At 70.9% G+C, this 22,901-nt stretch carries 20 protein-coding genes and 1 pseudogene; 5 read left to right on the top strand and 16 right to left on the bottom strand.

Features of this window, described 5'->3' with window-relative positions; genetic code table 11:
• The first annotated feature begins 300 nt into the window (after positions 1-300).
• From ACTVAJ_RS13890 to ACTVAJ_RS13900, 3 genes are all read left to right on the top strand, one after another.
• Positions 301-1,485: a macrolide family glycosyltransferase gene (locus ACTVAJ_RS13890; protein ID WP_470388546.1), complete on the top strand. Its 1,185-nt coding sequence runs from the start codon at positions 301-303 to the stop codon at positions 1,483-1,485.
• Between the two features lie 254 nt (positions 1,486-1,739).
• Complete coding sequence (rfbH, locus tag ACTVAJ_RS13895; RefSeq protein ID WP_470388547.1) at positions 1,740-3,059, top strand: lipopolysaccharide biosynthesis protein RfbH; 1,320 nt, start codon at positions 1,740-1,742, stop codon at positions 3,057-3,059.
• 147 nt (positions 3,060-3,206) lie between these two features.
• Entirely contained in the window at positions 3,207-3,617 is a 411-nt protein-coding gene (locus ACTVAJ_RS13900) for a YciI family protein (RefSeq protein WP_470388548.1), read from the top strand.
• A gap of 103 nt (positions 3,618-3,720) precedes the next feature.
• On the opposite strand, the gene ACTVAJ_RS13905 is transcribed toward ACTVAJ_RS13900, so the two are convergent.
• Positions 3,721-4,902, bottom strand: a complete 1,182-nt coding sequence (locus ACTVAJ_RS13905; protein ID WP_470388549.1) for an acyl-CoA dehydrogenase family protein — start codon at positions 4,900-4,902, stop codon at positions 3,721-3,723.
• A 229-nt stretch (positions 4,903-5,131) separates the two neighbouring features.
• Between ACTVAJ_RS13905 and ACTVAJ_RS13910 the strand changes: the two genes are divergently transcribed.
• Positions 5,132-6,295: an epoxide hydrolase family protein gene (locus ACTVAJ_RS13910; protein WP_470388550.1), complete on the top strand. Its 1,164-nt coding sequence runs from the start codon at positions 5,132-5,134 to the stop codon at positions 6,293-6,295.
• A 60-nt stretch (positions 6,296-6,355) separates the two neighbouring features.
• On the opposite strand, the gene ACTVAJ_RS13915 is transcribed toward ACTVAJ_RS13910, so the two are convergent.
• From ACTVAJ_RS13915 to ACTVAJ_RS13975, 13 genes and pseudogenes are all read right to left on the bottom strand, one after another.
• The gene (locus tag ACTVAJ_RS13915) at positions 6,356-6,820 is read right to left on the bottom strand and encodes an SgcJ/EcaC family oxidoreductase (protein ID WP_470388551.1); all 465 of its coding nucleotides are present in this window, start codon (positions 6,818-6,820) and stop codon (positions 6,356-6,358) included.
• 119 nt (positions 6,821-6,939) lie between these two features.
• Positions 6,940-8,280 carry a nucleotide disphospho-sugar-binding domain-containing protein gene (locus ACTVAJ_RS13920; protein ID WP_470388552.1) on the bottom strand — a complete coding sequence of 447 codons (1,341 nt, stop codon included), beginning with the start codon at positions 8,278-8,280 and terminating at the stop codon, positions 6,940-6,942.
• Positions 8,281-8,290: 10 nt separating this feature from the next.
• On the bottom strand, positions 8,291-9,268 hold the full coding sequence (locus ACTVAJ_RS13925) for a class I SAM-dependent methyltransferase (protein ID WP_470388766.1): 978 nt from the start codon (positions 9,266-9,268) through the stop codon (positions 8,291-8,293).
• 111 nt (positions 9,269-9,379) lie between these two features.
• Positions 9,380-9,511, bottom strand: a pseudogene (locus ACTVAJ_RS13930) (hypothetical protein); the annotation flags it as partial.
• Positions 9,512-9,720: 209 nt separating this feature from the next.
• The gene (locus tag ACTVAJ_RS13935; protein WP_470388553.1) at positions 9,721-10,974 is read right to left on the bottom strand and encodes a methyltransferase domain-containing protein; all 1,254 of its coding nucleotides are present in this window, start codon (positions 10,972-10,974) and stop codon (positions 9,721-9,723) included.
• Between the two features lie 33 nt (positions 10,975-11,007).
• Positions 11,008-11,820 carry a TIGR03084 family metal-binding protein gene (locus tag ACTVAJ_RS13940; protein WP_470388554.1) on the bottom strand — a complete coding sequence of 271 codons (813 nt, stop codon included), beginning with the start codon at positions 11,818-11,820 and terminating at the stop codon, positions 11,008-11,010.
• Complete coding sequence (locus ACTVAJ_RS13945; RefSeq protein WP_470388555.1) at positions 11,817-12,848, bottom strand: carboxymuconolactone decarboxylase family protein; 1,032 nt, start codon at positions 12,846-12,848, stop codon at positions 11,817-11,819. Before ACTVAJ_RS13945 ends, ACTVAJ_RS13940 begins: the two co-directional genes overlap by 4 nt.
• A gap of 29 nt (positions 12,849-12,877) precedes the next feature.
• A complete protein-coding gene (locus ACTVAJ_RS13950; protein WP_470388556.1) occupies positions 12,878-14,530 on the bottom strand; it encodes an FAD-dependent oxidoreductase in 1,653 nt (550 codons plus the stop codon).
• Positions 14,527-15,096 carry a DUF5987 family protein gene (locus ACTVAJ_RS13955; RefSeq protein WP_470388557.1) on the bottom strand — a complete coding sequence of 190 codons (570 nt, stop codon included), beginning with the start codon at positions 15,094-15,096 and terminating at the stop codon, positions 14,527-14,529. The genes ACTVAJ_RS13950 and ACTVAJ_RS13955 overlap by 4 nt, the downstream gene beginning before the upstream one ends.
• A gap of 44 nt (positions 15,097-15,140) precedes the next feature.
• Positions 15,141-16,487 (bottom strand): cytochrome P450, encoded by a 1,347-nt coding sequence (locus ACTVAJ_RS13960; RefSeq protein ID WP_470388558.1) that lies wholly within the window; start codon positions 16,485-16,487, stop codon positions 15,141-15,143.
• Positions 16,484-17,470, bottom strand: a complete 987-nt coding sequence (locus ACTVAJ_RS13965; protein WP_470388559.1) for a DUF1702 family protein — start codon at positions 17,468-17,470, stop codon at positions 16,484-16,486. Before ACTVAJ_RS13965 ends, ACTVAJ_RS13960 begins: the two co-directional genes overlap by 4 nt.
• Positions 17,471-17,573: 103 nt before the next feature.
• The gene (locus ACTVAJ_RS13970) at positions 17,574-18,548 is read right to left on the bottom strand and encodes a DUF1702 family protein (protein WP_470388560.1); all 975 of its coding nucleotides are present in this window, start codon (positions 18,546-18,548) and stop codon (positions 17,574-17,576) included.
• 3 nt (positions 18,549-18,551) lie between these two features.
• Complete coding sequence (locus tag ACTVAJ_RS13975; protein WP_470388561.1) at positions 18,552-19,376, bottom strand: helix-turn-helix transcriptional regulator; 825 nt, start codon at positions 19,374-19,376, stop codon at positions 18,552-18,554.
• A gap of 724 nt (positions 19,377-20,100) precedes the next feature.
• Here ACTVAJ_RS13975 and ACTVAJ_RS13980 point away from each other — a divergent pair.
• Complete coding sequence (locus ACTVAJ_RS13980) at positions 20,101-20,766, top strand: TetR/AcrR family transcriptional regulator (RefSeq protein WP_470388562.1); 666 nt, start codon at positions 20,101-20,103, stop codon at positions 20,764-20,766.
• Here ACTVAJ_RS13980 and ACTVAJ_RS13985 read toward each other — a convergent pair.
• Together ACTVAJ_RS13985 and ACTVAJ_RS13990 are read right to left on the bottom strand one after the other, a co-directional pair.
• Positions 20,763-22,385, bottom strand: a complete 1,623-nt coding sequence (locus ACTVAJ_RS13985) for an acyl-CoA carboxylase subunit beta (RefSeq protein ID WP_470388563.1) — start codon at positions 22,383-22,385, stop codon at positions 20,763-20,765. The genes ACTVAJ_RS13980 and ACTVAJ_RS13985 overlap by 4 nt on opposite strands.
• Positions 22,382-22,900, bottom strand: a complete 519-nt coding sequence (locus tag ACTVAJ_RS13990) for a flavin reductase family protein (RefSeq protein WP_470388564.1) — start codon at positions 22,898-22,900, stop codon at positions 22,382-22,384. Before ACTVAJ_RS13990 ends, ACTVAJ_RS13985 begins: the two co-directional genes overlap by 4 nt.
• Position 22,901: the final 1 nt, after the last annotated feature.

The following is a 22,901-nucleotide window of genomic DNA, read 5'->3' on the forward strand; positions in this document are numbered from 1 at the left end:
GCGCAGCGCGCGGCCTGACCCCGGGTCGGCCCGAGCACGGACGGCCCCGCCGCCCTTGGGGGCTCAGGGGCGGCGGGGCCGTCGCCGTCGCGGTCCGCCGTGGACCGCAATCCAGGAGACGAGCGCGACCGGTCACGGGCCACAGGATGGACGGGTCCCGATCCGGGGTCCGGCCCACACGGTGGAGAAGGGGGACGCACGATGGCCGAACGGGCTGCGGGCACCGCCGGTCCTCCACCGGCGCGCACTGACCGTCGCGAACCCAGGCAACGACACCCCTAGGTCGGGAGGCCTTCACCCATGCATGTCGCCATCGTCGTGCAACCAGCCCACGGCCACGTCAACCCCATGCTCCCGCTGGTACCGGAGCTGCTGTCCCGCGGCCACCGCGTCACCTACGCGACCGGGCCCGAGTGCGTCCCCGTGGTCGCGGCCACCGGGGCGAGGGTCATCACCATCCCGGCCCAGGTACCCCCCATGTACTGGCCGGACGGAGCGACCGACGAACGCGTCGACGCGATGCTGAGCGCGATGTCCACCGGGGTCGGGGAGAGCCTCCCGATCCTCCTGCGGGAGTTCTCGCAGGACCCCCCGGACGTGCTCTGCTACGACCTGACCACCGAGGTGGGACGTCTTCTGGCCAAGCTTCTCGACGTGCCGTCGGCGGCGCTGGTGCCCCACTTCGCGTTCCACGAGACCCTCGGCATGCGCGACGCCATCGCGATCGAGGAGGGCTGGGAGTCCGCGGATCCCGGGTGGCCGTGGCAGCGGTACTACAAGGCGATGCAGGAGACCGCCGCGGGCTACGGAGTGACGTGGCAGGACGACGCCCTCGACGGAAGCTCGGTCGCCGACCTGAACCTCGTCCTGATCCCCAGGGAGTTCCAGTACGAGGCCGACACGTTCGACGACCGTTTCCACTTCATCGGACCGTTGGAGGACGCTCGTCCGGGGAGCGCGCGGTGGGAGCCGGCGGACCCCGGCTCAGAACTGCTCTACATCTCGTTCGGCACGCTGTTCAACGACAACCCGACGTTCTACCGGACCTGTTTCGAAGCGTTCGGCGACCTCGACTGGGAGGTCGCCATGGCCGCGCACAAGCTGGACGTCGCCGAACTCGGTCCCGTTCCGTCCAACTTCGAGGTGCGTCCGTACTTCCCGCAGGTGGACGTCATGCGCAATGCCGCGGCGGTCGTGTCGCACACCGGGATCAAGACGCTCATGGACGCGGTGACCCACGACGCGCCGATGGTGATCGTGCCGCCGGTGCCGATGTGCGGGCTGATCGCCCAGCGCGCGGAGGCCGTGGGCCTGGCACGGTGCCTCGACCACGAGACCCTGGACGCCGAGACACTGCGCAACGCCGTCGAAGGCATCCGGCACGACGAGGAGATCCGCCGCAACATGCGCCGGTACCAGCAGATCATCGCCGACTGCGGTGGAGCCGCTGAGGGGGTGGACGTACTCGAGGCGTACCGGGGCTGAACCGTGCGGCCGCCGGGGCGGCGCACCGGGCACCGCGTCCCGCGGGCGTCCCACAGGCTCCGACCACGGACAGGACGAACAGGCAGAGGGGAGAATCCCGCGGTGTCCTCGGCGTTTGGCCGCATCCGCGGTGGCGGGGCCGACGTGGACGTCGGTCTCGGCGACCGGACAGCCTCCACCGGTTCTCCGACTCCGGAACAGACCGGTACCGAGCCCACGGCGGTCCTGCCGCCATCCCGACAGGGAAGACACTCATGAGCGACCGCAAGGAGAAACTTCTCGCCGACGTGGCCAAGTACCACGCCGATGTCAACAAGTCCCGACCGTTCGTTCCGGGGCACACCGAGATCTGGCCCTCGGGGGCGGTGCTGGACTCCTCCGACCGTATCGCGCTGGTCGAGGCCGCTCTCGACATGCGCATCGCTCACGGGCGTTCCGCCAGCGAGTTCGAGTCGGCGTTCGCGCGCCGTATGGGGGTACGCAAGGCACTGCTGACGAACTCGGGGTCCTCCGCCAATCTGCTCGCGATCACCGCCCTGACCTCGCCGCTGCTCGGCAAGCGCCGCCTGCGGCCGGGGGACGAGGTCGTCACCGTCGCGGCCGGATTCCCGACCACGGTGAACCCGTTGGTACAGAACGGCCTGGTCCCGGTGTTCGTCGACGTCGATCTGGACACCTACAACGCGACGGCGGAGCGGGTGGCCGCGGCCATCGGCCCGCGGACGCGGGCGATCGCGCTGGCCCACACACTGGGCAACCCGTTCCCGGTCGCCGAGATCGCCGCGCTGGCCGTCGAGCACGGTCTGTTCCTCGTGGAGGACAACTGCGACGCCGTCGGCTCGCTCTACGACGGTCGGCCGACGGGGACCTTCGGCGACCTCGCCACCACGAGCTTCTACCCCGCGCACCACCTCACGATGGGTGAGGGCGGCTGCGTACTGACGTCACGGCCGCTGCTCGCCAAGATCGTCGAGTCGCTCCGGGACTGGGGCCGGGACTGCTGGTGCGCGCCGGGGGCGAGCAACACCTGCCTCAAGCGGTTCGACCAGCAGAAGGGCACACTTCCGTTCGGCTACGACCACAAGTACGTCTACTCCCATGTCGGCTACAACCTCAAGTCCACCGACCTCCAGGCCGCGCTCGGCCTCTCGCAGCTCGGCAAACTCGACTCGTTCACGGCGGCCCGGCGGGAGAACTGGGCCCGGCTGAGGTCGGCGCTGGAGGGAACGCCCCATCTCCTGCTGCCCTCGGCGACCCCGGGCAGCGCCCCGAGCTGGTTCGGGTTCGTGATCACCCTCGCCGACGGTGCCCCCTTCAGCCGGTCTGAGCTGATCAGGTTCCTCGAGGGGCGCAAGATCGGCACCCGCCACCTGTTCGCCGGCAACCTCACCCGGCACCCCGCCTACCGGGACGTGCGCTATCGCGTCGTCGGCGAGCTGACCAACAGTGACGTCATCACGGAGCGCTCCTTCTGGGTGGGGGTCTACCCGGGGCTGAACGAGGAGATGATCGACTACATCGCGGCATCGCTGCGGTCCTTCGCCGAGGGCGGGGGCCGGGAGTGCGCTCGATGACGGGCCGACCGGCGCACGGGAGCTTCGCACGACGTTCCAGGAGCCCGGCGGGTGACCCCGCGCGGACGTGCGCGCGGAGGGATCCGGCCGGCTCCGCCCGCCAGGCAAGGGCCGGGAAGGGCCCGGCCCCGACACCAGGAGATCACCATGCCGAAGTACCTGCTGATCAAGCACTACCGCGGAGGCCCCGAGCCGCACCGTCCGGTGCCCCCGATGGACCAGTGGGACCCCGCGGACGCGGAGGCGCACACGGACTTCCTCTACCGGTTCCCGGAACTGCTGGAGGAGAGCGGCGAGTTCGTCGAGCTCCACGCGCTGCTGCCCGCGCGGACCTGGGTGCGCCATGACGGCCCGGGGGCCGCGCCGGTCACGGCCGACGACCCGCGGCCCGAGACGGGCGACCTGGTCGCCGGCTGGTGCATGGTCGACGTGAAGTCCTACGAGCGCGCGCTCGAGATCGCGGCCCACCTCTCCTCGGGTCCCGGCCCCGGCGGAGAGCCGATCGACGAGTGGATCGAGGTCAGGGAGGTCCTGTCCTTCCTGACTCCGGAGTCCTGACCGGTACGGTACGCGGACCGTGGACGGGGGCGCTCCGCGCGCTCCCGTCCACGGTCGTGCGGGGTCTCCCGGTCCCCGCACCGGAGGGACCGCACCGTCTCCGTCAGATGTACATGGTGTTGGGTTCGAGTCCGCAGAGTTCGCGGCCGTAGAGTTCGAAGTTGGTGTTCGGGTGCATCAGACCGTGCAGGGTGAACGCCTGCATGTCCCTCTGGATGCGCTGGATCGGCACCGAGGTGTAGATCGAGGATCCGCCGCTCGCGGTGGCCAGGGTGTTCACGGACTCACCGACCAGCTGGACCAGGCGGCCGAGCCAGCCCCGGTTGCGCATCCGTTCCTGCAGCGTCCACTGCTCGCCGGAGATGCCCTTCTCGTCCAGCAGGTCCACCATCCGGTGCGCGTGGAACTCTGCCTCCTCGAGTTTGAGCGCGGCCTCGGCCACCTGGAAGTGGGTCACGGGTGCCGCGCTCTGGTCGTCGTAGTCGGTGAACGTGATCTTGCGGCCCGGCAGCCGCAGCAGGAACTCGTCCAGGGCCGCGCGGCCCATGCCGACCGCGACACCGATGAACCCGGACGCCCCGGTCGGGATCATCGGGGTCCGGAACACCGGCGAGTCGATGTTGAGTTCGGTCGCGTACTGCCCCTGGAGGATCGCGGGCATCGGCAGCGTCCGCTCCTGCGGCACGAACAGGTCCTCGGCCACCGTGGTGACGCTGCCGGTGCCGGCGAGGCCGGAGGCGTACCAGTCGTCCTCGACTCTGAGTTCCGACATGGGCACCAGCGCGGCGACCGGCCACTGGCCGCCGTCCGGAGCCGGCGCCATGGTGATGATGATCTGCCAGTGGCTGTGCCGCGCACCGCTCATGAACCGCCAGCGCCCGTTCACGCGCAGGCCGCCGTCGGCCTCGGTGGCGACCGCGGTCGGGCTCAGGACCACACAGATCCGTGTGGCCGGGGTGGCGAAGACCTCGTCCTGCACGTGGTCGGGGAACGCCGCGGCCATCCAGGAACCGATCGCCCACACCGCGGTGTTCCACCCGGTCGAACCGTCTCCGGCGGAGAGGGTGCTCAGCACGTCCAGGAGGCCGCGCGCACTGGTTTCGTAGCCGCCGTAGCGGAGCGGGCGCCGCAGTTCGAACATGCCCGCTTCGGCGAGCGCCTCGACGACCTCGTTGTCCAGGTTGCGGTTCTGCGCCGCGGATGACGCACTCGACTTGATCAACGGCACCAACTGCTCGGCCCGCTTGATCAGTTCGTCCGACGACGGTACGGCGTTCTCGGACACAACGTCCTCCACTCAAGGAAATTGACGTGACGGCCACAGTCGGAGAAATCATGCTCCCCGGCGCCCGGCCGGCGCATCTTCTCACTTGCGCCTTCGGCCTCTTCCCGGGGAGCGAAAAAGGCAATCTGGAAGGAGATGCGATCCCCATTGCAAGCCAGGATGGTTGCAGCCCCGTGCCTCTTGTGACACGAATATCGAATTGGACACAACGCCAAGGAAGGCAGTCGATATGGACCCCTTTCGGATCGAGATCCCCGAATCCCAGCTGGCCGACCTGCGCAGGCGCATCGCCTCGACCCGCTGGCCCGTCACGGTGTCGACTCCGGGGTGGGAGCGCGGCGTCCCTGTCGGCTACCTGCGTGAACTGGCCGACTACTGGCAGTCCGACTACGACTGGCGGGCCGCGGAACGGGAGCTGAACCGGTATCCGCAGTTCACCACCGAGATCGACGGCGCCAACGTGCACTTCCTACACGTCAGGTCGGCTGAGCCGGACGCACGCCCGCTGCTGCTCACCCACGGCTGGCCCGGTTCGATCGTCGAGTTCCTGGACGTCATCGGGCCGCTGACCGACCCGCGCGGCCACGGCGGCGATCCGGCCGACGCCTTCCACCTGGTCATCCCCTCCCTGCCGGGACACGGCTTCTCAGGGCCGGTGACGGAACCCGGCTGGGACGTACGCCGGGTCGCCCGGGCCTGGGCGGAGCTGATGCGCCGGCTCGACTACGACACCTATCTCGCCGCCGGCGGGGACTGGGGGTCGATCATCTCCCTCGAACTCGGCCGGGTGGCGCCCCGACACGTGTCGGGCGCGCACGTCACGATGCTGCTCACCACCCCGTCCGGGGATCCGGAGGAGATGGCCGGGCTGTCGGAGTCGGACGGGGCGCGCCTCGCCGAGCTGGGCCGGTTCGACGCGGAGATGTCCGCCTACATGCGGGTGCAGTCCACCCGGCCGCTGACCGTCGGCTACGGTCTGAACGACTCGCCCGCCGGACAGCTGGCATGGATCGTGGAGAAGTTCCGGGAGTGGAACAAGGGGGTCAAGACGCCTGAGGAGGAGGTGGGCAGGGACCGCCTGTTGACCAACGTGAGCATCTACTGGCTGACCGCGACCGCGACGTCCGCGGCCCAGCTGTACTGCGAGTCCGCGGCCTACCTCGGCGCGTTGTTCACCCCGGGCGTGCCCCCCGAGCCGGTGGAGGTCCCGATCGGGGTCGCGGTCTTCGGCCAGGACCCGGCGCTGCCGATCCGGGCGTTCGCCGAGCGCGACTTCGGCCCGATCGCCCACTGGACGGAGTACGAGCGGGGCGGCCACTTCGCGGCCATGGAGCAGCCCGAGGTGTTCGTGTCCGACCTCCGGGCGTTCGCCCGCTCGCTGCCCGGGCGCTGACCCGCCCGCGCACGCCGACGTCCGCCGCCCCTCCCCGGGGCGGCGGACGTCGGCGTCGCGTCAGCGCAGAGGAGTGCTGTGGTGGCACAGCAGGCGCCACCGGCCGTCCTCCGCCACGATGGTCCAGAGGGCCCGGATCGCCCGCTCCGGGGCGATCTCGGACTCCCCGTCGAGGATGATGCCGCCCTGGGTGACCACGACCGCGACGCCCTCGCCGAGGAACGTGACGTTCAACGGCCATCCCGTGACCCGAGCGCCCCGGAGCCCGCGGCGGAACCCCCCGGCCATGTAGTCCCGGATCTGCGCACGGCTGGTGAGCTGGTCCTGCTGCATCAGCAGGCTGCCTTCGGCGGTGAAGACGCGGGCGAACATCTCCGGGTCGTTGGCCTCCCAGGCGGCCTGGATGACCTGGGGCACGGCCAGTACCGCTCGCTGCGCGTCGCTGTCGAACGAACCGTAGAAATCAGGATCCTCGACGACGGAGAATTCGGTGAACAGGTCCGGCGTGGTGCCGGTCGGCGTCATGGCGTGTCCTTCCGCAGCGGTGATCGTTCCTGTCCGTCCGGGGACGACCGCCGTGCCGGCGGGGTGGGCCCGCCGGCACGGCACCCCGGAGCGGTGGGTCGGTACGGCGTCGTCGCCGGTTACCGGTACTGGGTGGCCATCCGCTCCAGGACGGGAACGAGTTCGGCCGGACTGGGCGTGGCCAGCAGGTCGTTGTGCACCTGCGCCGAGCCCCGTTGGAAGGAGGGCTCGGTGAGCACCCGCTCGATCTGTTCGCGCATCTGGTCGGCGGACGGCTCGCTGACGTTCATGACCAGTCCCGCGCCGGTGTCCGTGAGGTATCTGGCCAGGGCCGGGCCCAGGGCGTACCGGGAGCGGCCCATCCGCCCCCCGGTGGCGGTGGCCGAGATCTCGTGGCCGACGAAGTCGACCACGATCTGCGGGACGCAGCTGGCCACGGCGGACATGACGGTGCCCATGCCGCCGTGGTGGATGAGCAGCGAGCAGGTGGGCATCAGCTGGTTGAGCGGGACGAACTCGACCACCCGCACGTTGTCCGGGATCGTGGACACCGCCTCCAGCTGGGTCTTGTTCAGCGTGGCGACGACCTCGACGTCCAGTGTGGACAGCGCTTCCAGCAGGGCCGGGATGTGGCTCCAGCCGCCCTCCATGAACTGCCGCTCGGACAGGCCGAGCGACACGGCCACGCGGGGGCGTTCCGGCACCGGGTAGATCCAGTTGGGCATGACCTCCTGGCTCGAGTGCGGAACCCACCGCACCGGAAGGGTCCGGGCGGACACCTCCGGTCCCACCGCGGGCGGCTGCGGGTTGAGGCTCCACTGCCCGAACAGCAGCTCCGTGTCGACCTCGACACCGTAGCGTTCGGCCATCGGCCGCACGGTCTCGGCCAGAGGGTTCTCCACCGCTGGCGCATCCGGCCGCGCGGTGGCCTCGGTGAACCTGTCGATGCTGCGGCAGAACACGTCGGGGGCGGTCCACCAGCGCGCCTGGGCCGCGCCGCAGGCCCGGGCCGCGACCGCCGCACCGGGAACGCAAGGGTCCCAGAGCACCAGGTCCGGCTTCCAGGTACGGGTGAACTCCACCAGGCCGTCCATCGCGGGCATCGGCTCACCGGGGTCGCCCTTGAACGGAACGAAGTCCCACATGGAGGGGAGGTAGAACTGGGTGAAGACGTCCCAGTGTTCGCGGTCCGGATCGTCGGGCTCGAACGCCATGGCCTCGGTGATGCGCGCCAGGTCAGCGCGCTCCTGAGGGTAGGGGCGCCCCGGGCCCATCGGCACCGGGATGCTGTTCGGGTCACACCAGGCGACCGGGGTCAGGCCCATCGAGGCGGTGGTCTCCGCGATGGAGGCGTGCGAGACCACGCGGACCTCGTGCCCGGCTGCCTTGAGCGCCCAAGCAAGCGGGACGAACGGATACAGGTGGGCGGCCGCCGGCCACATGACGAATGCTACACGCATGGAAGTCTCCTTACGGCTCGGTGAGGACGTGGGGCTCGGGCAGTGGGACGACGAACTTGCCGCGGTATCCCTCCTCCCGCAGCCGGGAGCTCAGTTCGTCCAGGATGTGCCAGGAGAACAGCACGACGTAGTCGGGCTGCCGGGGTCCGCACAGCTCCTCCTGGGAGACGACAGGGAGGTGGACGCCGGGGAAGAGGCGCCCGATCTTGAGTGGGCTGATCTCCGAGACGAAGTCGATGTCGCCCGGTCCCAGTGAGCAGTAGTTGAGCAGTGTCACCGCACGGGCGGGGCAGGAGGAGCCGGCGATCCGCGACCCGTCGGCGGCCAACTCCCCGACCAGTCGGCGGAAACGGTCCCGGTGGTCCTCCACCCGGGCGGCGAAGTCCCGGTAGGTCGCCTCGTCGGTGAGCTTCTGCGCGTCCTCCTCACCGCGGAACCGGGCGACGGACCCGCGGACCTCGTGCGCGCCCCGGAACCCGGCGTGGACGCGGATGGAACCGCCGTGGGTGTCGACGGACTCGATGTGGAAGACCTCCAGGCCGTGCATGCCGAGAACATGCTGCAGCGCGGTGAGGGAGTAGTACCGCGAGTGTTCGTGGTAGGCGAAGTCGTACTGCAGGGACCTCAGCAGTTCCGGCAGGTAGTGCGACTCCGACACGAACACGCCGTCGGGCTCCAGGATGGTGCACAACCCGTCCAGGAAATCGTGCAGGTCCGTGACGTGGGCGAAGACGTTGGTGGCCACCACCATGTTCGCCGGGGGGTGGCCGGACATCAGCCGCTTCGCGGCCTGGGCCCCGAAGAACTCGGTGACGACCTGCGACCCCTTCGGTGAGACCGTGCCGCACGGATCCACTCCGAGGACGTCGAAGCCGCGTTCGGCCAGCGCGTCCAGGAGACTCCCGTCGTTGCTGCCGATCTCGATGACCCGGCGGCGCCCCGGGTCCGGGTCCTGTTGCGCCGCCAGGTCGTCCGCCAACTCCCTCAAATGATCGCGAAATCCTTTGGTCAGTCCGGCCAGATGGTGATATTCACCGGAAAAGAGAATGCGCTCGCTGACCGGATTCATCAACTGGACCAGGCTGCACTGCGAACAGAAACCGAGGTCAAGCGGCCAGGTCCGTTCGGACTCGGCCTCCTCGTGGGTTTCAGGAAATTGACAGGCGGGCTGTTCCCCGAGTGACAGAAACTTGGTGACCGGGACGTTTCGGCAGGTTTGGCAAAGCGTCATTTCATCACTCACAACCGAGTCCCTCGCGTTGACCGATTGACTGTTCCGTCAAGTGACGGTATTGCGGCACCGCTGTGACGAGCGTCTTCACGATTGCGGTCCGCCCCGGCGGGGCCGCGGGGTCGGCCCGCGTCGGTTGTCCGGAGCTGGGCCGCCGCGCACCCGCGGCCCCGGCTCCGGGCCCGCGGACCGGCCGGTGACGCCGGACGTCAGGTTCCGGAAGGCACGTCGCCTCCGCGCACGTGGACCTCGGGAACGTAGAGGATCCAACGCCCGCCCAGTTCGGCGAACTCACGTTCCTTGGCGATGATCTCCTCGGCGTGGCTCCACGCGAACAGCACCGCGTACTCGGGATAGGGCGCGCGGAAGGCCGACGGGGGCACGATGGGGATGTGCGAGCCCGGCATCAGAAGCCCCTGTTTCTCCCGGGTGGAGTCACACACGTACGGAACCAGATCGGGCCCGATACCGAACGAGTTCGTCACCGTCGTGCTCTTGGCCGTGGCACCGTACCCGACCACCGTGCGGCCCTCGTCCCGCAGGCGCCGCAGAAGCCCGGTCAGGTCCGCACCGATCCTCGCCACGCGGTCGCCCAGCCGTGTGAGGGTGGCGCGCTCGGCCAGGCCGAGCTCCCCCTCGGAGGCGAGCATCTCGTGCACGCGCCGCCCCGGCGTCCGTCGACCCCGGCGGGCGACGGTGTAGCGGATCGATCCTCCGTGCACCGGCAGCCGTTCCACGTCCACCAGTTCGAGCCCGAACCGCCGCGCCATCTCCCCCACCGAGCGGACGGCGAAGAGGTGGAGGTGCTCGTCGTAGATCTGGTCGAAGGCACTGCGGGAGACGATGTCGCCCAGATAGCGCTCCTCGAACACGAAGCGCCCGTCCGGCGCCAGGAGGATCTCCACGCCCCTGAGAGCGGAGCCGATGTCGGAGATGTGGCTGAAGGAGTTGGCGGAGTAGACCACGTCGGCCGGACCGTGGACGTCCCGGATGAGGCGTGCCGACCTCTCCTCGAAGAAGTCGACCAGGACGTCCGCGCCCTTCTTCCTGGCCACGGCGGAGGCCTGTTCCGAGGGGTCGACCCCCAGGTGCCTGGCCCTGGCCTCGGCGAGCCTGCCGAGCATGATGCCGTCGTTGCTCCCGATCTCCACGACGAAGAGCGGATCGTCCGGGGGCCGCTCCGCGAGGAATCGGTCGGCGACCTCCTCGAAGTGCCTCCTCATGCGGGCCGACTCCGAGGAGCGGTAGGGGTAGTCCTCCCGGAACATCCGCCGCCGGGGGACCTCGTTGAGCTGCTGGACCATCGTGCAGGTGTCACAGACACCCATCACCAGGTGGTAGGTGTGCTCCGTCCCGATCCGCCCGGGGCTGAGGTAGTCGTTGGAGACGGGCTGGATTCCGAAGTCCAGGCACCCGTGGACCACGCCTGCGCAGATACGGCAGGGCTTTGTCTCTGGCGGCATCACATCACGCCCCGTCCACTCGGCTCGGGCCACTCACGAGAACTGACCGGGCTGACGGCCGGCCCCGGCCGGACCGCGGTAGGCCTGGGCGATGTCGAGCCAGTGGTCGGCGTCGGCCCCCTCCGCGGTCACGTCGAGGTCGTCGCGGTGGCGGCGGCGCGTGACGAGCAGGCAGAAGTCAGCCGCGTCCCCGGTGATCCGCTGTTCGGCCTCGGGCGGGCCGAACTCCCACTTCTGCCCGGAGGGCGAGGTGAGCTCGAAGCGGAACTCGGTGTCGGGCGGGGTGAGCCCCCGGGACTGGTAGCCGAACTCCCAGACCATCACGGCGAACCCGACCACGTTGCCGATCCGGTCGGTGCGCTCAAGGGTGACGCCCAGCGCGTCGGCGATGTCCTGCCCGTGGGCGAGGGCCTCCATCATGCCCGCGCAGGCCAGGATGCCCGGGGGGATGGGACGCACGAGCCAGGGCACCGGCTGGTCGGCGGGGGCCGCCGCGAGCGCCCGCACCGCGAAGTCGCGGTCGGTGCGCCAGCGGGCCAGCAGCTTCTCGGGGTCGTCGAGGGGGTAGGTCCTCAGGACCGCGTTGACCGCTCCGTCGAAGTCCTTGCCGGCCTCGGCCGTCATGGCGGTGAACGCCTCCGCGTCGGATGCCGCGGTCCCGGCCAGCCGGAAGACGAAGCAGAGGTGGGCGACCTGGTCGGCCACGGTCCATCCCCGGGCGGGGGTCTCACGCGCCCAGTCGGCGGGGTCCAGGTCGGCCACCAGAGCGTCGATCTGGGCCGCCTCGGCGGTCAGGTCCTCGATGACGGCGGGCAGTTCGGTTATGACGTTGGGCAGGTTGTTCACGTCTGACTCCCTCGGTTCGGTTCGATGCGGCGGACGGATGCGGCGTTGCGGGCGGTGGCGTGGCGGGCCGCGGCCATCGCGGCCCAGGAGACGGCTCTGACCAGGTCGGCGTCGTCGGCGCCGGCACGTCGGCACGCGGCGACGGTGTCGTCGGCGACCTGGAAGGACGCACGCGCGGTGAGCAGGGCCAGCCGTCCCAGGGGACGGTCGGCCGGGGCCAGTTCGGCGACGGGCCCCTCCACCCAGGAGCGGCTGACGCCCGCGGGCGCGGTGCCGTTCTCGTGGAGGTGACGGCGGACCAGGGAGCGCACGGCGCCGGGGAGGACCCGGGCCCCGGCCCCGTCGACAGCGGCGGCCACCCCGGCCAGGACGGCCGCGATCCTCGGCTCACCGAGCGCCCAGCGCAGGTCGTCGGGCACGGGCGCCTCGCGGGCGCCGCGGGGCAGCAGTTCCAGCGACGTGTCGGGGGACGGCGGTGGTCCCGGCCGGGCGGCGATCACCGCTCCCGTGGCGCGCCGCAGCGTCCCCCGCAGCGGTGCGGGTGCGAAGTCGGGTAGGGGCGAATCGGGCAGGAAGACGTTGACCAGGCGGTTGATGTGCTGGAAGGTGAGTTCGACCGCGCCCAGTTCGGCCTCCTCCGCGGGAGTGACCGACCTGAGGGAGCGCGGGTCGGGGGCGTCGGCGCCGTCCCCGCTCCCGTCCAGGGACCCGAGGGTCGCGCCGTGCACCTCCACGCAGTAGGGACAGGTGTTGGCCCGGGACACCGCGGTGGCCACGGCCTCCCGCTCGCCCCTGGTGGTGCGCCCCGGCACCAGGAGCGACTCGCGCAGTGCCGTCCAGGTGGCCGCGGCGCACTCCGGGGCGGGTGAGAGCATGACCACGGGCGGGGCGAGGACGCCGAAGTCCCGTTCCACCCGGCGGTGGAGGTCGGCGACCTCACCCCGCGCCCGGCCCGGTGGGTCGGGGCTGATGTGGCGCACCTCGTTCAGCGACCGGCGCACGGCCGCCAGCAGGATGGAGCGGAGCACGGATCCTCCTCCCGTCTCGGGCCGACCGGTCAGGCCGAGGCCCGGCCGGCCGGGTTGAGGACGCCCCCGCGCCCCGACGTGGCGCCGTCGGGAGCGGGAGCGCCGTAGGTGACGTCGACTCCGCGCGCCCGGGCGGCCTCGACGATGCCGGGCACGGAGCGCTCGGCGAGGGCGGCGATGGTCATCGCCGGGTTGACGGTGAGGGCGCCGGGGACCGAGGACCCGTCGGTGACGAAGATCCCGGGGTGGCCCCGCAGCTCGTGCCGGTCGTCCAGCGCCGAGGTGTGCGGGTCGTCGCCGATCCGGCACGAGGCCAGCGGGTGCACCGTGTAGGCCCCGACCAGGTCGTTGGTCCAGGGGGCCACACTCGCGATACCGTCCTTCTCCAGGATCTCCCTGACCTCGGCGTCGGCGCTCTTCCAGCCGTGCCAGGTGTTGGCCGTGGGCCGGTAGGTGAGCGGACCGCGGCCCAGCATCTGCTGGGACAGGCGCACCGCGTTGCCCGTGGGCGGGGGCGCGCCGAAGACGCCCTCGTTGTCGTCCTCGCTCATGGTGAAGATGATCAGCCAGGACTTCCAGCGGCGGAGCATCTCCTTCTTGTCGGCGCCGAACCACGACGGTGCCGGGGCGCCGGGGGTCTGGGCGAGGATGGTGCCCAGGGCCGGCGGGAAGTAGAGCTGTTCGAGCGAGTACCGGGAGTACTCCGGCAGCGCCGGGTCGAGCCGGTCCCAGTTGGCCACGCAGGGGCCCTTGCCGATCTGGAACGCCTCGTAGGCGCGTTCCTCGTCGCGGGACAGGCCCAGGACGTCGCGGACCCGGTCCTCGTTGACCACGGCGGTGTTGAGCCGCTCCCCGTTGCCGGAGAAGTAGCGGCCCACCGCGTGCGGCATGGTGCCCAGGTACTCCTCGGAGCGCTTGAGGATGACGGGGGTGGCACCGGCCCCGGCCGCGACCACGACGATCTTGGCGTCGATCGCGCCCGACCCGGTGGTGACCCGGTAGTCGCTGTCGTCGATGACGTTGTAGTGGACCCGGTACCCGCCGTCGTCGAGCCGCTCCAGCCGCTGGACCTCGTGCAGCGGCCGGATCCGCGCACCGTGCGCGACGGCGGCGGGCAGGTAGTTGAACACCAGCGACTTCTTGGCCTCGAACCGGCAGCCCGCCATCATCCAGTTGCAGTTGACGCAGGAGTCCTTGTCGATGGCGACGGGCACCGGGTTGGCCGTGCGTCCGGAGTGGTCGCAGGCCGCTCCCCAGAGCCCCCCGGCGTAGCTGACGTCGGACCAGTCCTGGGTCCGCACCCCCAGCGCCTCGGCGACGCGGTCGTACCAGGGGTCGAGGGCTTCCCGGTTGATCGCGGAGGGCCACATCCGCCGCCCGACCGATCCCCGCCGTTCGAAGACGAAGCGCGGGGCCCGGGGCAGCGCGGCGAAGTAGACCATGCTCCCGCCGCCCACGCAGTTGCCGCCGAGCACGCTCATCCCGTCGCCCACGGTGAAGTCGAAGGCGCGCGTGTACGAGGAACCGAGCAGGAAGTCGTGTTCGAGCTCCTCGGTCTCCAGCCACGGACCGCGTTCGAGAACGGTGACGCGCGCCCCGCCGGCGGCGAGGTGGTAGGCGGTGATGGCGCCGCCGAAGCCGCTGCCGACGACGAGGACGTCGGTCTTCTCCGTGGTCGTCATGCGGGACTCCCCGAGGGTGTCGTGTCCGGGTGGAGGCGGGCCAGCGGCCTGCCGTAGGAGTACTCCTTGAAGCGCAGCAGCCCGTCGGGGTCGGGGGCGGCGAAGCCCATCGCCGTCAGCCCGGGGTGCCCGGCCGCGAGGGCGGCGGGCGTGCTCATGTGGGCCGCGCTGTCGAAGGCCATGTTGCAAAAGAGCGCGAGCATCACCCAGAACTCCTTCTCCGGGTGGCCGGGCGAGGTCAGCGCGCGGACGAGGGCGGTGCGGTCCCCGAAGGAGAGCCGGACGAAGGCCGGGAGCCGCCCGTCCGCGGGGAGGCCGTGTTCGCGCGCGTACCGTTGGGCGTGCTCGTTGAGGAGTTCGGCGAACTCCGCGAGCCCGGACGTCAGGCCCGTGGCCGGGGTCCGCAGCAGGTCCAGCGCTCCGGCCTCGACCGAGCCGGCGTCGTGCGAGTGCCCTGCGACGCTCACGTCGTCCGGCGCGCGTTTCGCGCCCGGGAGGATGGTGTCGGCGAACGCCTCCAGAGTCAGCGTGCGCTCACGTTCCGTGTCGGGTGTTCCCCTCGGCATGGTCGTCTCCTGTCGTGGTGGGGGCGCGTCGTGCGTCCGGTGTCCTAGACCTCGTGGACGTGCATCGGAAGGCCGCCGCGGACGCGCAGCGAGAGCATCGCCTCGGGAACCGCCCGGTATCCCGGGGGAAGGGTGAGGCGCAGGTCGCGCGCCATGACCGCGAGCACGAAGACGGCCTCCATCATCCCCAGGTTGCTGCCCACGCAGACCCTCGGCCCGGCCCCGAAGGGGATGTAGGCGTAACGGTGCCGGTCGTCTCGGTGGTCCGGGGAGAAGCGCTCGGGGTCGAACCGCTCGGGGTCCCTCCAGGAGTCGGCGCGACGGTGCAGGGTGTAGGGGCAGATCAGGACGTCGGATCCGGCGGGCACGTGGTAGCCGCCCACCTCGTCGTCGGCCAGCGCCACGCGCGGCAGGATCCACACTGCCGGGTACAGGCGCATGGTCTCCTGGACGACCATCGTGGTGTAGGTCAGCCGATGGAGGTCCTCGTGGGTCGGTGTGCGGTCCCCGAGGACGCGCACCGCCTCCTCCCTGAGCCGCTCCGCGGTACCCGGGTTGCGGTCCACGAGGTAGAAGGCCCAGCTCAGGGTGCTGGCGGTGGTCTCGTGTCCGGCCAGCAGCAAAGTGACCAGTTCGTCGCGCACGCGGCGGGAACGGGCCCGCGGGTCGGGTTCCGAGGCGGCGTCGGCCAGCACGCGGGAGAGCGCGTCGTCGGCGTCCCCGACCGCGGTGTGGTCCCGGACGAGCCGTCGCACGATCCCCTCGAGTTCGGTGCGGGCGCGCCGGAACCGCGTCTGCGTGCGCAGCGGCAGCCACACGGGGAGGGCGTTCAGGGTGACCATGTCGAACATGGCCTGGTCCTGGACCGCCTCGAAGGCGGCACCGATGGTGTCGAACGCGTGCAGGTCGGTGTCCAGGAGGGTACGGCCCAGGACACCCAGTGTCAGGGAGGTGGCCTCCTCGACCAGGTCCACCGGTCCCCGCCCGGCCCGTGCCCGCAACCGGTCGACGAGGGTGACGGCCTCCTTGGCCACCGCGTCCGCCTGGGCGGCGATCCTGCGCTGCTGGAACACCGGCCGGATCGTCCGCCTCTGGCCCCTCCACAGCTCACCCTCACTGGTCAGCAGGCCGTCGCCGAGGGCCCGCTTGGCGTGAACCTGCCCGATGCCCTTGTGGTAGTTGCCGTGGTTCTCGGCCAGGACGTGTTTGGCGTGGTCGGGGTGGTTGAAGAGGTAGAGGGTCTTGGGTCCTGCCGCCATGCGCACGGCGTCACCGTGTCGTCGGACCGCCGTGGACATCATGGCGAGCCGGTCGGTGAGCAGGTCGCGCAGCATGCCCGGTGCCGCCGAGGGCGGGGTCCGCGGGGGGTGGCGCCGGTCCGTCCGGGTCACGTGCGCGCACCTCCCCCGTCCCGGAGGGCGAGTTCGTCGGCCACGCGCGACCGCCACTCCTCGTAGAGGGGGTGGCGGGGGTCCTCGGCGCCCGACGGCCCGGGGCGCAGGTCCCGGGACAGGCGGGCGGCCTTCTCCGCGTCCGTACCGCACAGGACCGCGGTGGCGGCCTCGGTGTGGGGGACGAGCAGGCCCGCGCGGACCCTGGCCTCGGCGCCGAAGGAGCTGCCCTGGGCGAGGTGGCGGGCGTGTTCGCCCGCGCGTTCGCGGAGCCGGTGCAGCTCGTCCTCGTCGGCGCCGCCCGCGTAGGTGGCGGCCAGCCCCACTCCGGCGTACAGGTCGGCGCGGCGCCGCGGTGGGAACGACTCGACCAGGTCGGCGGCCCGGTCCGCGTCCGTCCCGGCCACGAACCACAGTGCCCGTCCCATGCCCTGGTCAGCCGCCCGGAGCGCGTAGGCGCCGTCGCCGGTGTACTTGGCCGCGCGACCGTCCAGGGAGCGCCGGTGCACGTAGGCGTCGGTGTGGAAGTAGGCCTGGTGGAAGCCGTAGCCGTCGTGGACGAGCCACCGGAGCACGGGGTCCAGGCGGCCGGTGTCCGGCCAGAGCTGCCGGGGCAGGCGGGCCATGGCCCATCCGATACCGACGTAGGCCATGTAGACGTGGGGTGCGCCGGGGCCCTCCAGGAAGCGCTCGGTCCGCCCCTTGCGCAACGAGAGCGCGTCCACGAGGGCGATCCCCATCGCGGCGCCCTCGTAGGCGAAGCCCTTGTAGCGGGTCGGCAGCGGGTCGAGGCGTTCGTCGACGCGTTCGGGCGAGCCCGTCTCCAACGCGTCGCCGAGGCCCGTCAGAAACGACTCCCCCACCGTCTCCAGAACGTCGCGGCCGGCAGGACCCTTGTCGTGGAAACCACGGACCTCCAACGTGGTCTCGGTTGCTTTCGGGGTGATCAACCGGCGTCTGAGCGCACCGATCACACTGGCCATTTCGTCCTCCCGCCTCGTACGACGGATATGGTCGATCGCTTTTTCCATGCTTCCGGACCGGGGTGTGGGGGTCTACTTCGCGATTGCCGACGCCGGATCCGGGTCAGCGGAAACGCCCGCGAATTCCGCGACGCCACACCTCGTAGGCGGGCACACCGCCGTGGTCGCCGGGGTCGACCGCGTGGTCGTCGGCGATCGCGGCCGCCCCGGAGGCGTCCGTTCCCGTGAGCGCGCGCACCACGGTCTCGGTGTGGTCGGGAACGCAGCCGGAGTGGACCCTCGCCTTGGCCGCGAACACCGACCCCTGCGCGATGTGCGGTGCCGCCTCCCCCGCCGTGCGCAGGAGCTTCCTGAGTTCCTCCGGGCCGGCTCCCCCCGCGAACGTCGCGGCGAGGCCGACTCCGCTCCACAGATCGGCGCGGCGCCGCCCCGGAAAGGCGAGGACGGCGTCGGCGACCGCGGAGCACCTGGCTCCGTGGATGAACCACAGGGCCCGGCCGACTCCCTGGTCGAAGGCGCGGGGGAAGTAGTCGGGGGCCCCGAGCCAGGGATAGGGCCGAGGGGTCTGCATGCGTCCGACCCAGCGCGGTGTGTGGAAGTAGGCGAGGTCGAACCCGTAACCGTCCACGGCGAGCCAGCTCATCGTGGGGTGGTAGGGATTGTCGGTGAGTGCGGGCAGCACCCCCTTCCACAGCCGCCGGGGCAGGCGGGCCATGGCGAACCCGATCCCGATGTAGGCCAGGAAGGTGTGCGGCGCGGCCGGGCCGTCCATGAGTTCACGGGTGCGGTCGGACCGGCCGAAGGGAAGGGCGTCGCGCACGGTGAAGGCCATGGTCGCGCCCTCGTAGGCGAAGCCGCGCAGGGCGGCGTCGACCGTCTCCAGACGGCGTTCGGCCTCCTGGAGGTGGCGCGCCTCCATCCCCCACTCGAACCCGCAGACCACGGACTCGGGGATGGCCTCCAGGTTCCGTGCAGCGGGTGCGTCGCGCCCCGGGAAGCCCCGGCGCTCGAACCCGACGTCCTCCAGGGGCGGTGCCAGCAGTGCACGCGCGACGGCGCGCGGAATCCGGCCGGGCACGGTTCAGGCCACCGTCGGCTGAAGGCACCGGACGCTGTTCCGCCGCAGATCGGCACCGACCGACGAGGCGTCGGCCAGGGTCACCGCGATCGGCGGAGCCGTCGCCCCCGTCGGTCCCATCGTCAGGGACACGTAGGTGTCGAGCCCGGGTTCGATCGTGACGTGTTCTCGGGTGACGACCGTCAGGGCCCGCGCCGTCTGCGCCCCGGCATCGTGGGGTACGGCCACGGCGATGACGTGGTGACGGCCGCTCGGCACACCGGCCACCTCGAACTTGGTCGCTCCGCGTGCGGAGAGCGCGTCGAACGCCACGGGTGTTCCCTGGGGCGCGGATTCGCCGAACACGCCCACCATGACGTCCACCCCGCCGGCCTCCGAGGGGATGTCGAGCGATCCGCGCAGGACGCCGGCGTACCCCGCGGACTCCCTCCGCGCACGGGCGGCCTCCAGCATGTCCCCCAGCGCGGGGAGCCGGGCGAAGTCGTCGGAGGCGGCGACCATCAGCCTGGCGACGGCGGGATCCCGGTACTGGGTGGGAGACATACCGACGGCGCGTGTGAAACGACTGGTGAAGGTGCCCACACTGTTGTATCCGACACTGCACACGATGTCGGAGACGGTGAGATCAGTGGTGAGCAGCATCTGTTTGGCGGCGAACAGGCGTACGGCCGTGAGGTAACGGCCGGGGGTGAGCCCGACGTCGCGTGAGAAGATCCTGGAGAAGTGGTACGGACTGACGAAGACCTCAGCCGCGATCTCGCTGAGAGTGATGGGCTCACAATAGTGACTACGAATGAATGAGACAGCTTGGCGAACGGATCTCTCCACTGATATCTCCAAACTCGACATCGGGCCTCAGGCATCGGAAACCGGAAACACCCACTACCTGTCAGGTATCGCCGGAGCGCACTGCATCAGCAGGCAGTAAAGGCCCGAACCGCCACTCCCGAAGCCGTTCGGCCACAGAAATCGAACTCGGGGGAGCCGGCGTGCGCCGGGAAACACGCACGACACATTGGGCGACGAAACATCGACGGTTCGTGTGTTCTCGCTGTTCAGTCGGGAACCGAAACGGCTTCGCATCGCCACCACGCACTCACCCTTCGACACAGGCACCGATCCATCGTCACACCGAGACCCTCGCACCTCATCTTCAAAATTGCGACACCCTCCCCGCAGTCGCGCGGAGAAAAAGACGACGAACGGCACAAAATCTCGACACATAAAGTCACCAAGCGCCCACGATCAGTGAAGTCCGCAGTACGATAAGCCGCAACCGGACGGCCCTCGCGGACTCCGCGGACAACTCTGACCGCACTCGGACAAAGGGGGGTTAGCCCACCGCGAACCGGGAATAAGTACATGCCCGCCGAACACCGGCCGCCCCCACTCCGAGTAACCACAATCACTTTGCGTAGGATCCCCGGCGAAGACCCCGAAAACCATCACAAAATAAGACCTGAACAATCGACATCAATGGGAAACCGCAAGTCTGTTCGAAAAGGCTGGCTACGAGTAGAGGACACCGGGCGGCAAGTCGCATATTGATTCCATGAGCCCACGTAAGGCAGACCCGCGACTGCGTACCTCCCTGATCGACACCGCCGCCCGGCTGCTCTCCGCCGAGGGCCCCCAGGCTCTGTCCACGCGCCGGATCGCCCGCGAGTCCGGCAGCTCCACCATGGCCGTCTACACCCACTTCTCGGGTATCCGGGGGCTGGTGCACGCCATGGTCCGTGAGGGCTTCGCCCGCCTGGAGGAGAGCCTCTCCCGGGTCGCCGCCACCGACGACCCCGTCCGCGACCTCGCCCTCCTGGGACGGGCCTTCCTCGACAACGCGTCCCGGAACGAGCACCTGTACCCGGTCATGTTCGGCGGCTGCTCGATCGCGGGCTTCAGCCTCTCGGAGGAGGACCGGCAGCACGGCCGCTACACGCTCCGCCACGTGAGCACGTGCGTGGACCGCTGCGTCGGCTCCGGCAGGTTCGACCCCGCCGACCCCGAACTGGTCGCGCACCGGCTCTGGATCGCGATGCACGGCCTCACCACGCTGTACCTCGGCTCCTACCTCATCCCGCCCTACGACGCCGACCGCTGTCTGGAGGACCAGCTCGTCTCCCTGATGGTGGGGTGCGGCGACACCCCGGAGTCCGCGCGGACGTCCGTCACCGCGTCCTCCGGGTGGTTGCCGCACCCCTCCGAGGAGCAGGGCGCCTAGAGCGGCACGTTGCCGTGCTTGCGTCTGGGCTGCTCCCTCCTCTTGTCCCGCAGCATCGCCAGGCCCCGGCGCACCGCGGCCCTGGTGTCGGCGGGATCGATCACGTCGTCGACGAACCCCTCCTCCGGGGCCCGGTAGGGGTGCATCAGCCGCTCCCGGTAGTCGGCCACCAGCTCCGCCCGGAGCGCGTCCGGGTCGGCCGCCGACCGCAGTTCCCTGCGGTGGACCACGTTCACCGCGCCCTCCGCGCCCATCACCGCGATCTCGTTGCCGGGCCAGGCCAGCGACAGGTCCGTACCGATGGACCGCGAGTCCATCACGATGTAGGCGCCCCCGTAGGCCTTGCGCAGGATCACCTGGACGCGCGGCACCGTCGCCTCGCAGTAGGCGTAGAGCAGCTTCGCCCCGTGCCTGATCACCCCCGCGTGCTCCTGGTCGGTTCCCGGCAGGAAGCCGGGCACGTCCACCAGCGTCACGAGGGGGATGTTGAAGGCGTCGCAGAAGCGGACGAAGCGCGCGGCCTTCTGCGCGGCGTCACTGTCGAGGACCCCGGCCAGGACCATCGGCTGGTTGCCGACGATCCCGACCACGGCGCCGCCCACCCGGGCCAGCGCGCACAGCACGTTGCGCGCCCACCCCTCGTGGACCTCGAAGAGGTCGCCGTCGTCCACGATCTCGGCGACGACCTCGCACATGTCGTAGGACCGGTTCGGCTCGGCCGGGACGATCTCGGCCAGGCCCGGCCGCCGGTCCTCCTCCGCGTCCCCTCCCCAGACCGCCTCCGGCGGGGAGGAGAGGTTGTTGTCGGGCAGGAGGGAGACGAGGTGGCGCACGTCCTCCAGGCACTCCTCCTCGTCGTCGTGGACGACGGTCGCCACACCGGTGCGCAGGCCGTGCACGTCCGCGCCGCCCAGCTCCTCGGGGCCCACCCGCTCACCGCTCACCGCGGCGATCACGTCCGGTCCGGTCAGGAACATCCTGGCCGTGCCCCGGACCATGAAGGTGAAGTCCGCCAGGGCGGGCGAGTAGGCCGCGCCACCGGCGCAGGGGCCGAGGACCACGCTGATCTGGGGGATGACCCCCGACGCCGCGACGTGGCGCCGGAAGATCCCCCCGTAGCCGTCCAGGGAGGCCACGCCCTCCTGGATGCGGGCCCCGCCGCTGTCGTTGAGGCCGATGAGCGGCGCGCCGGCGTCCAGTGCCAGGTCCATGACGCGGTGGATCTTGGCGGCGTGCTCGGCGCCGAGCGACCCGCCCAGGATGGTGAAGTCCTGGGCGTAGACGAACACGCGCCGCCCGCCGACGGTCCCCGACCCCGTCACGACGCCGTCGGTACGGGGCCGTCTGCCCTCCGTCGCGGGACCCTCGTCCCTCCGGCGGCGGAACACCCCCAGTTCGACGAAGGACCCCTCGTCCAGGAGCAGGCCCAGCCGCTCCCGGGCCGTGCGTTTGCCCAGGGAGTGCTGGCGCTCGACCCCGGTCGGGTCACCGGCCTCCGTCAGCCCGCGCAGGGTGTCCCGCTCCGAGCGCAGCTCCGCCATGGAGCGCGCCGGGGGCGCCCCCGGACGCGCGGTCCGGGGGGCGGCCTCCGGCCGCAGGTCGGCCTCGGAGGTGCTCATCCCGACCTCACCCGGCCGTTCACGCCACCGGGCCGCACCCCGCGCCCCAGCCAGTGGAAGCCGCCGCCGTGGAAGAGCAGCGCCGACCGGTCGTCGCCGACCGCCGTGTGGAGGACGCGGCCGACGAACACCGAGTGGTCGCCCGCCTCCACCTCCTCCGTCACCTCGCACTCCATCCACGCCAGGGCGTCGGCGATCAGCGGCGCGCCCGTTCCGGGGCCGGGGAACCACTCCACGGAGGAGAACTGCTCCAGCCCCTCCGGGCGCGCGCGGTTGGCGAAGTACCGGGCGGTGTCCTCCTGCTCGGCGCACAGCACCGACACCGCGAAGTGCCCCTCCGAGACGACCGCCTTGTGCAGCCGGGCCGTCCCGGAGACACAGCACAGGACCAGGGGCGGGTCGAGGGAGACCGAGCAGAAGGCGTTGGCCGTCATGCCGTGGGGGGTGTCCCCGCCGACCGTGATCACCGTGACCCCGGTGGCGAACGTGGACATCACCCGGCGCAGGTCCACCACG

This window comes from Nocardiopsis sp. KDC1DS13DA1, assembly GCF_055632325.1.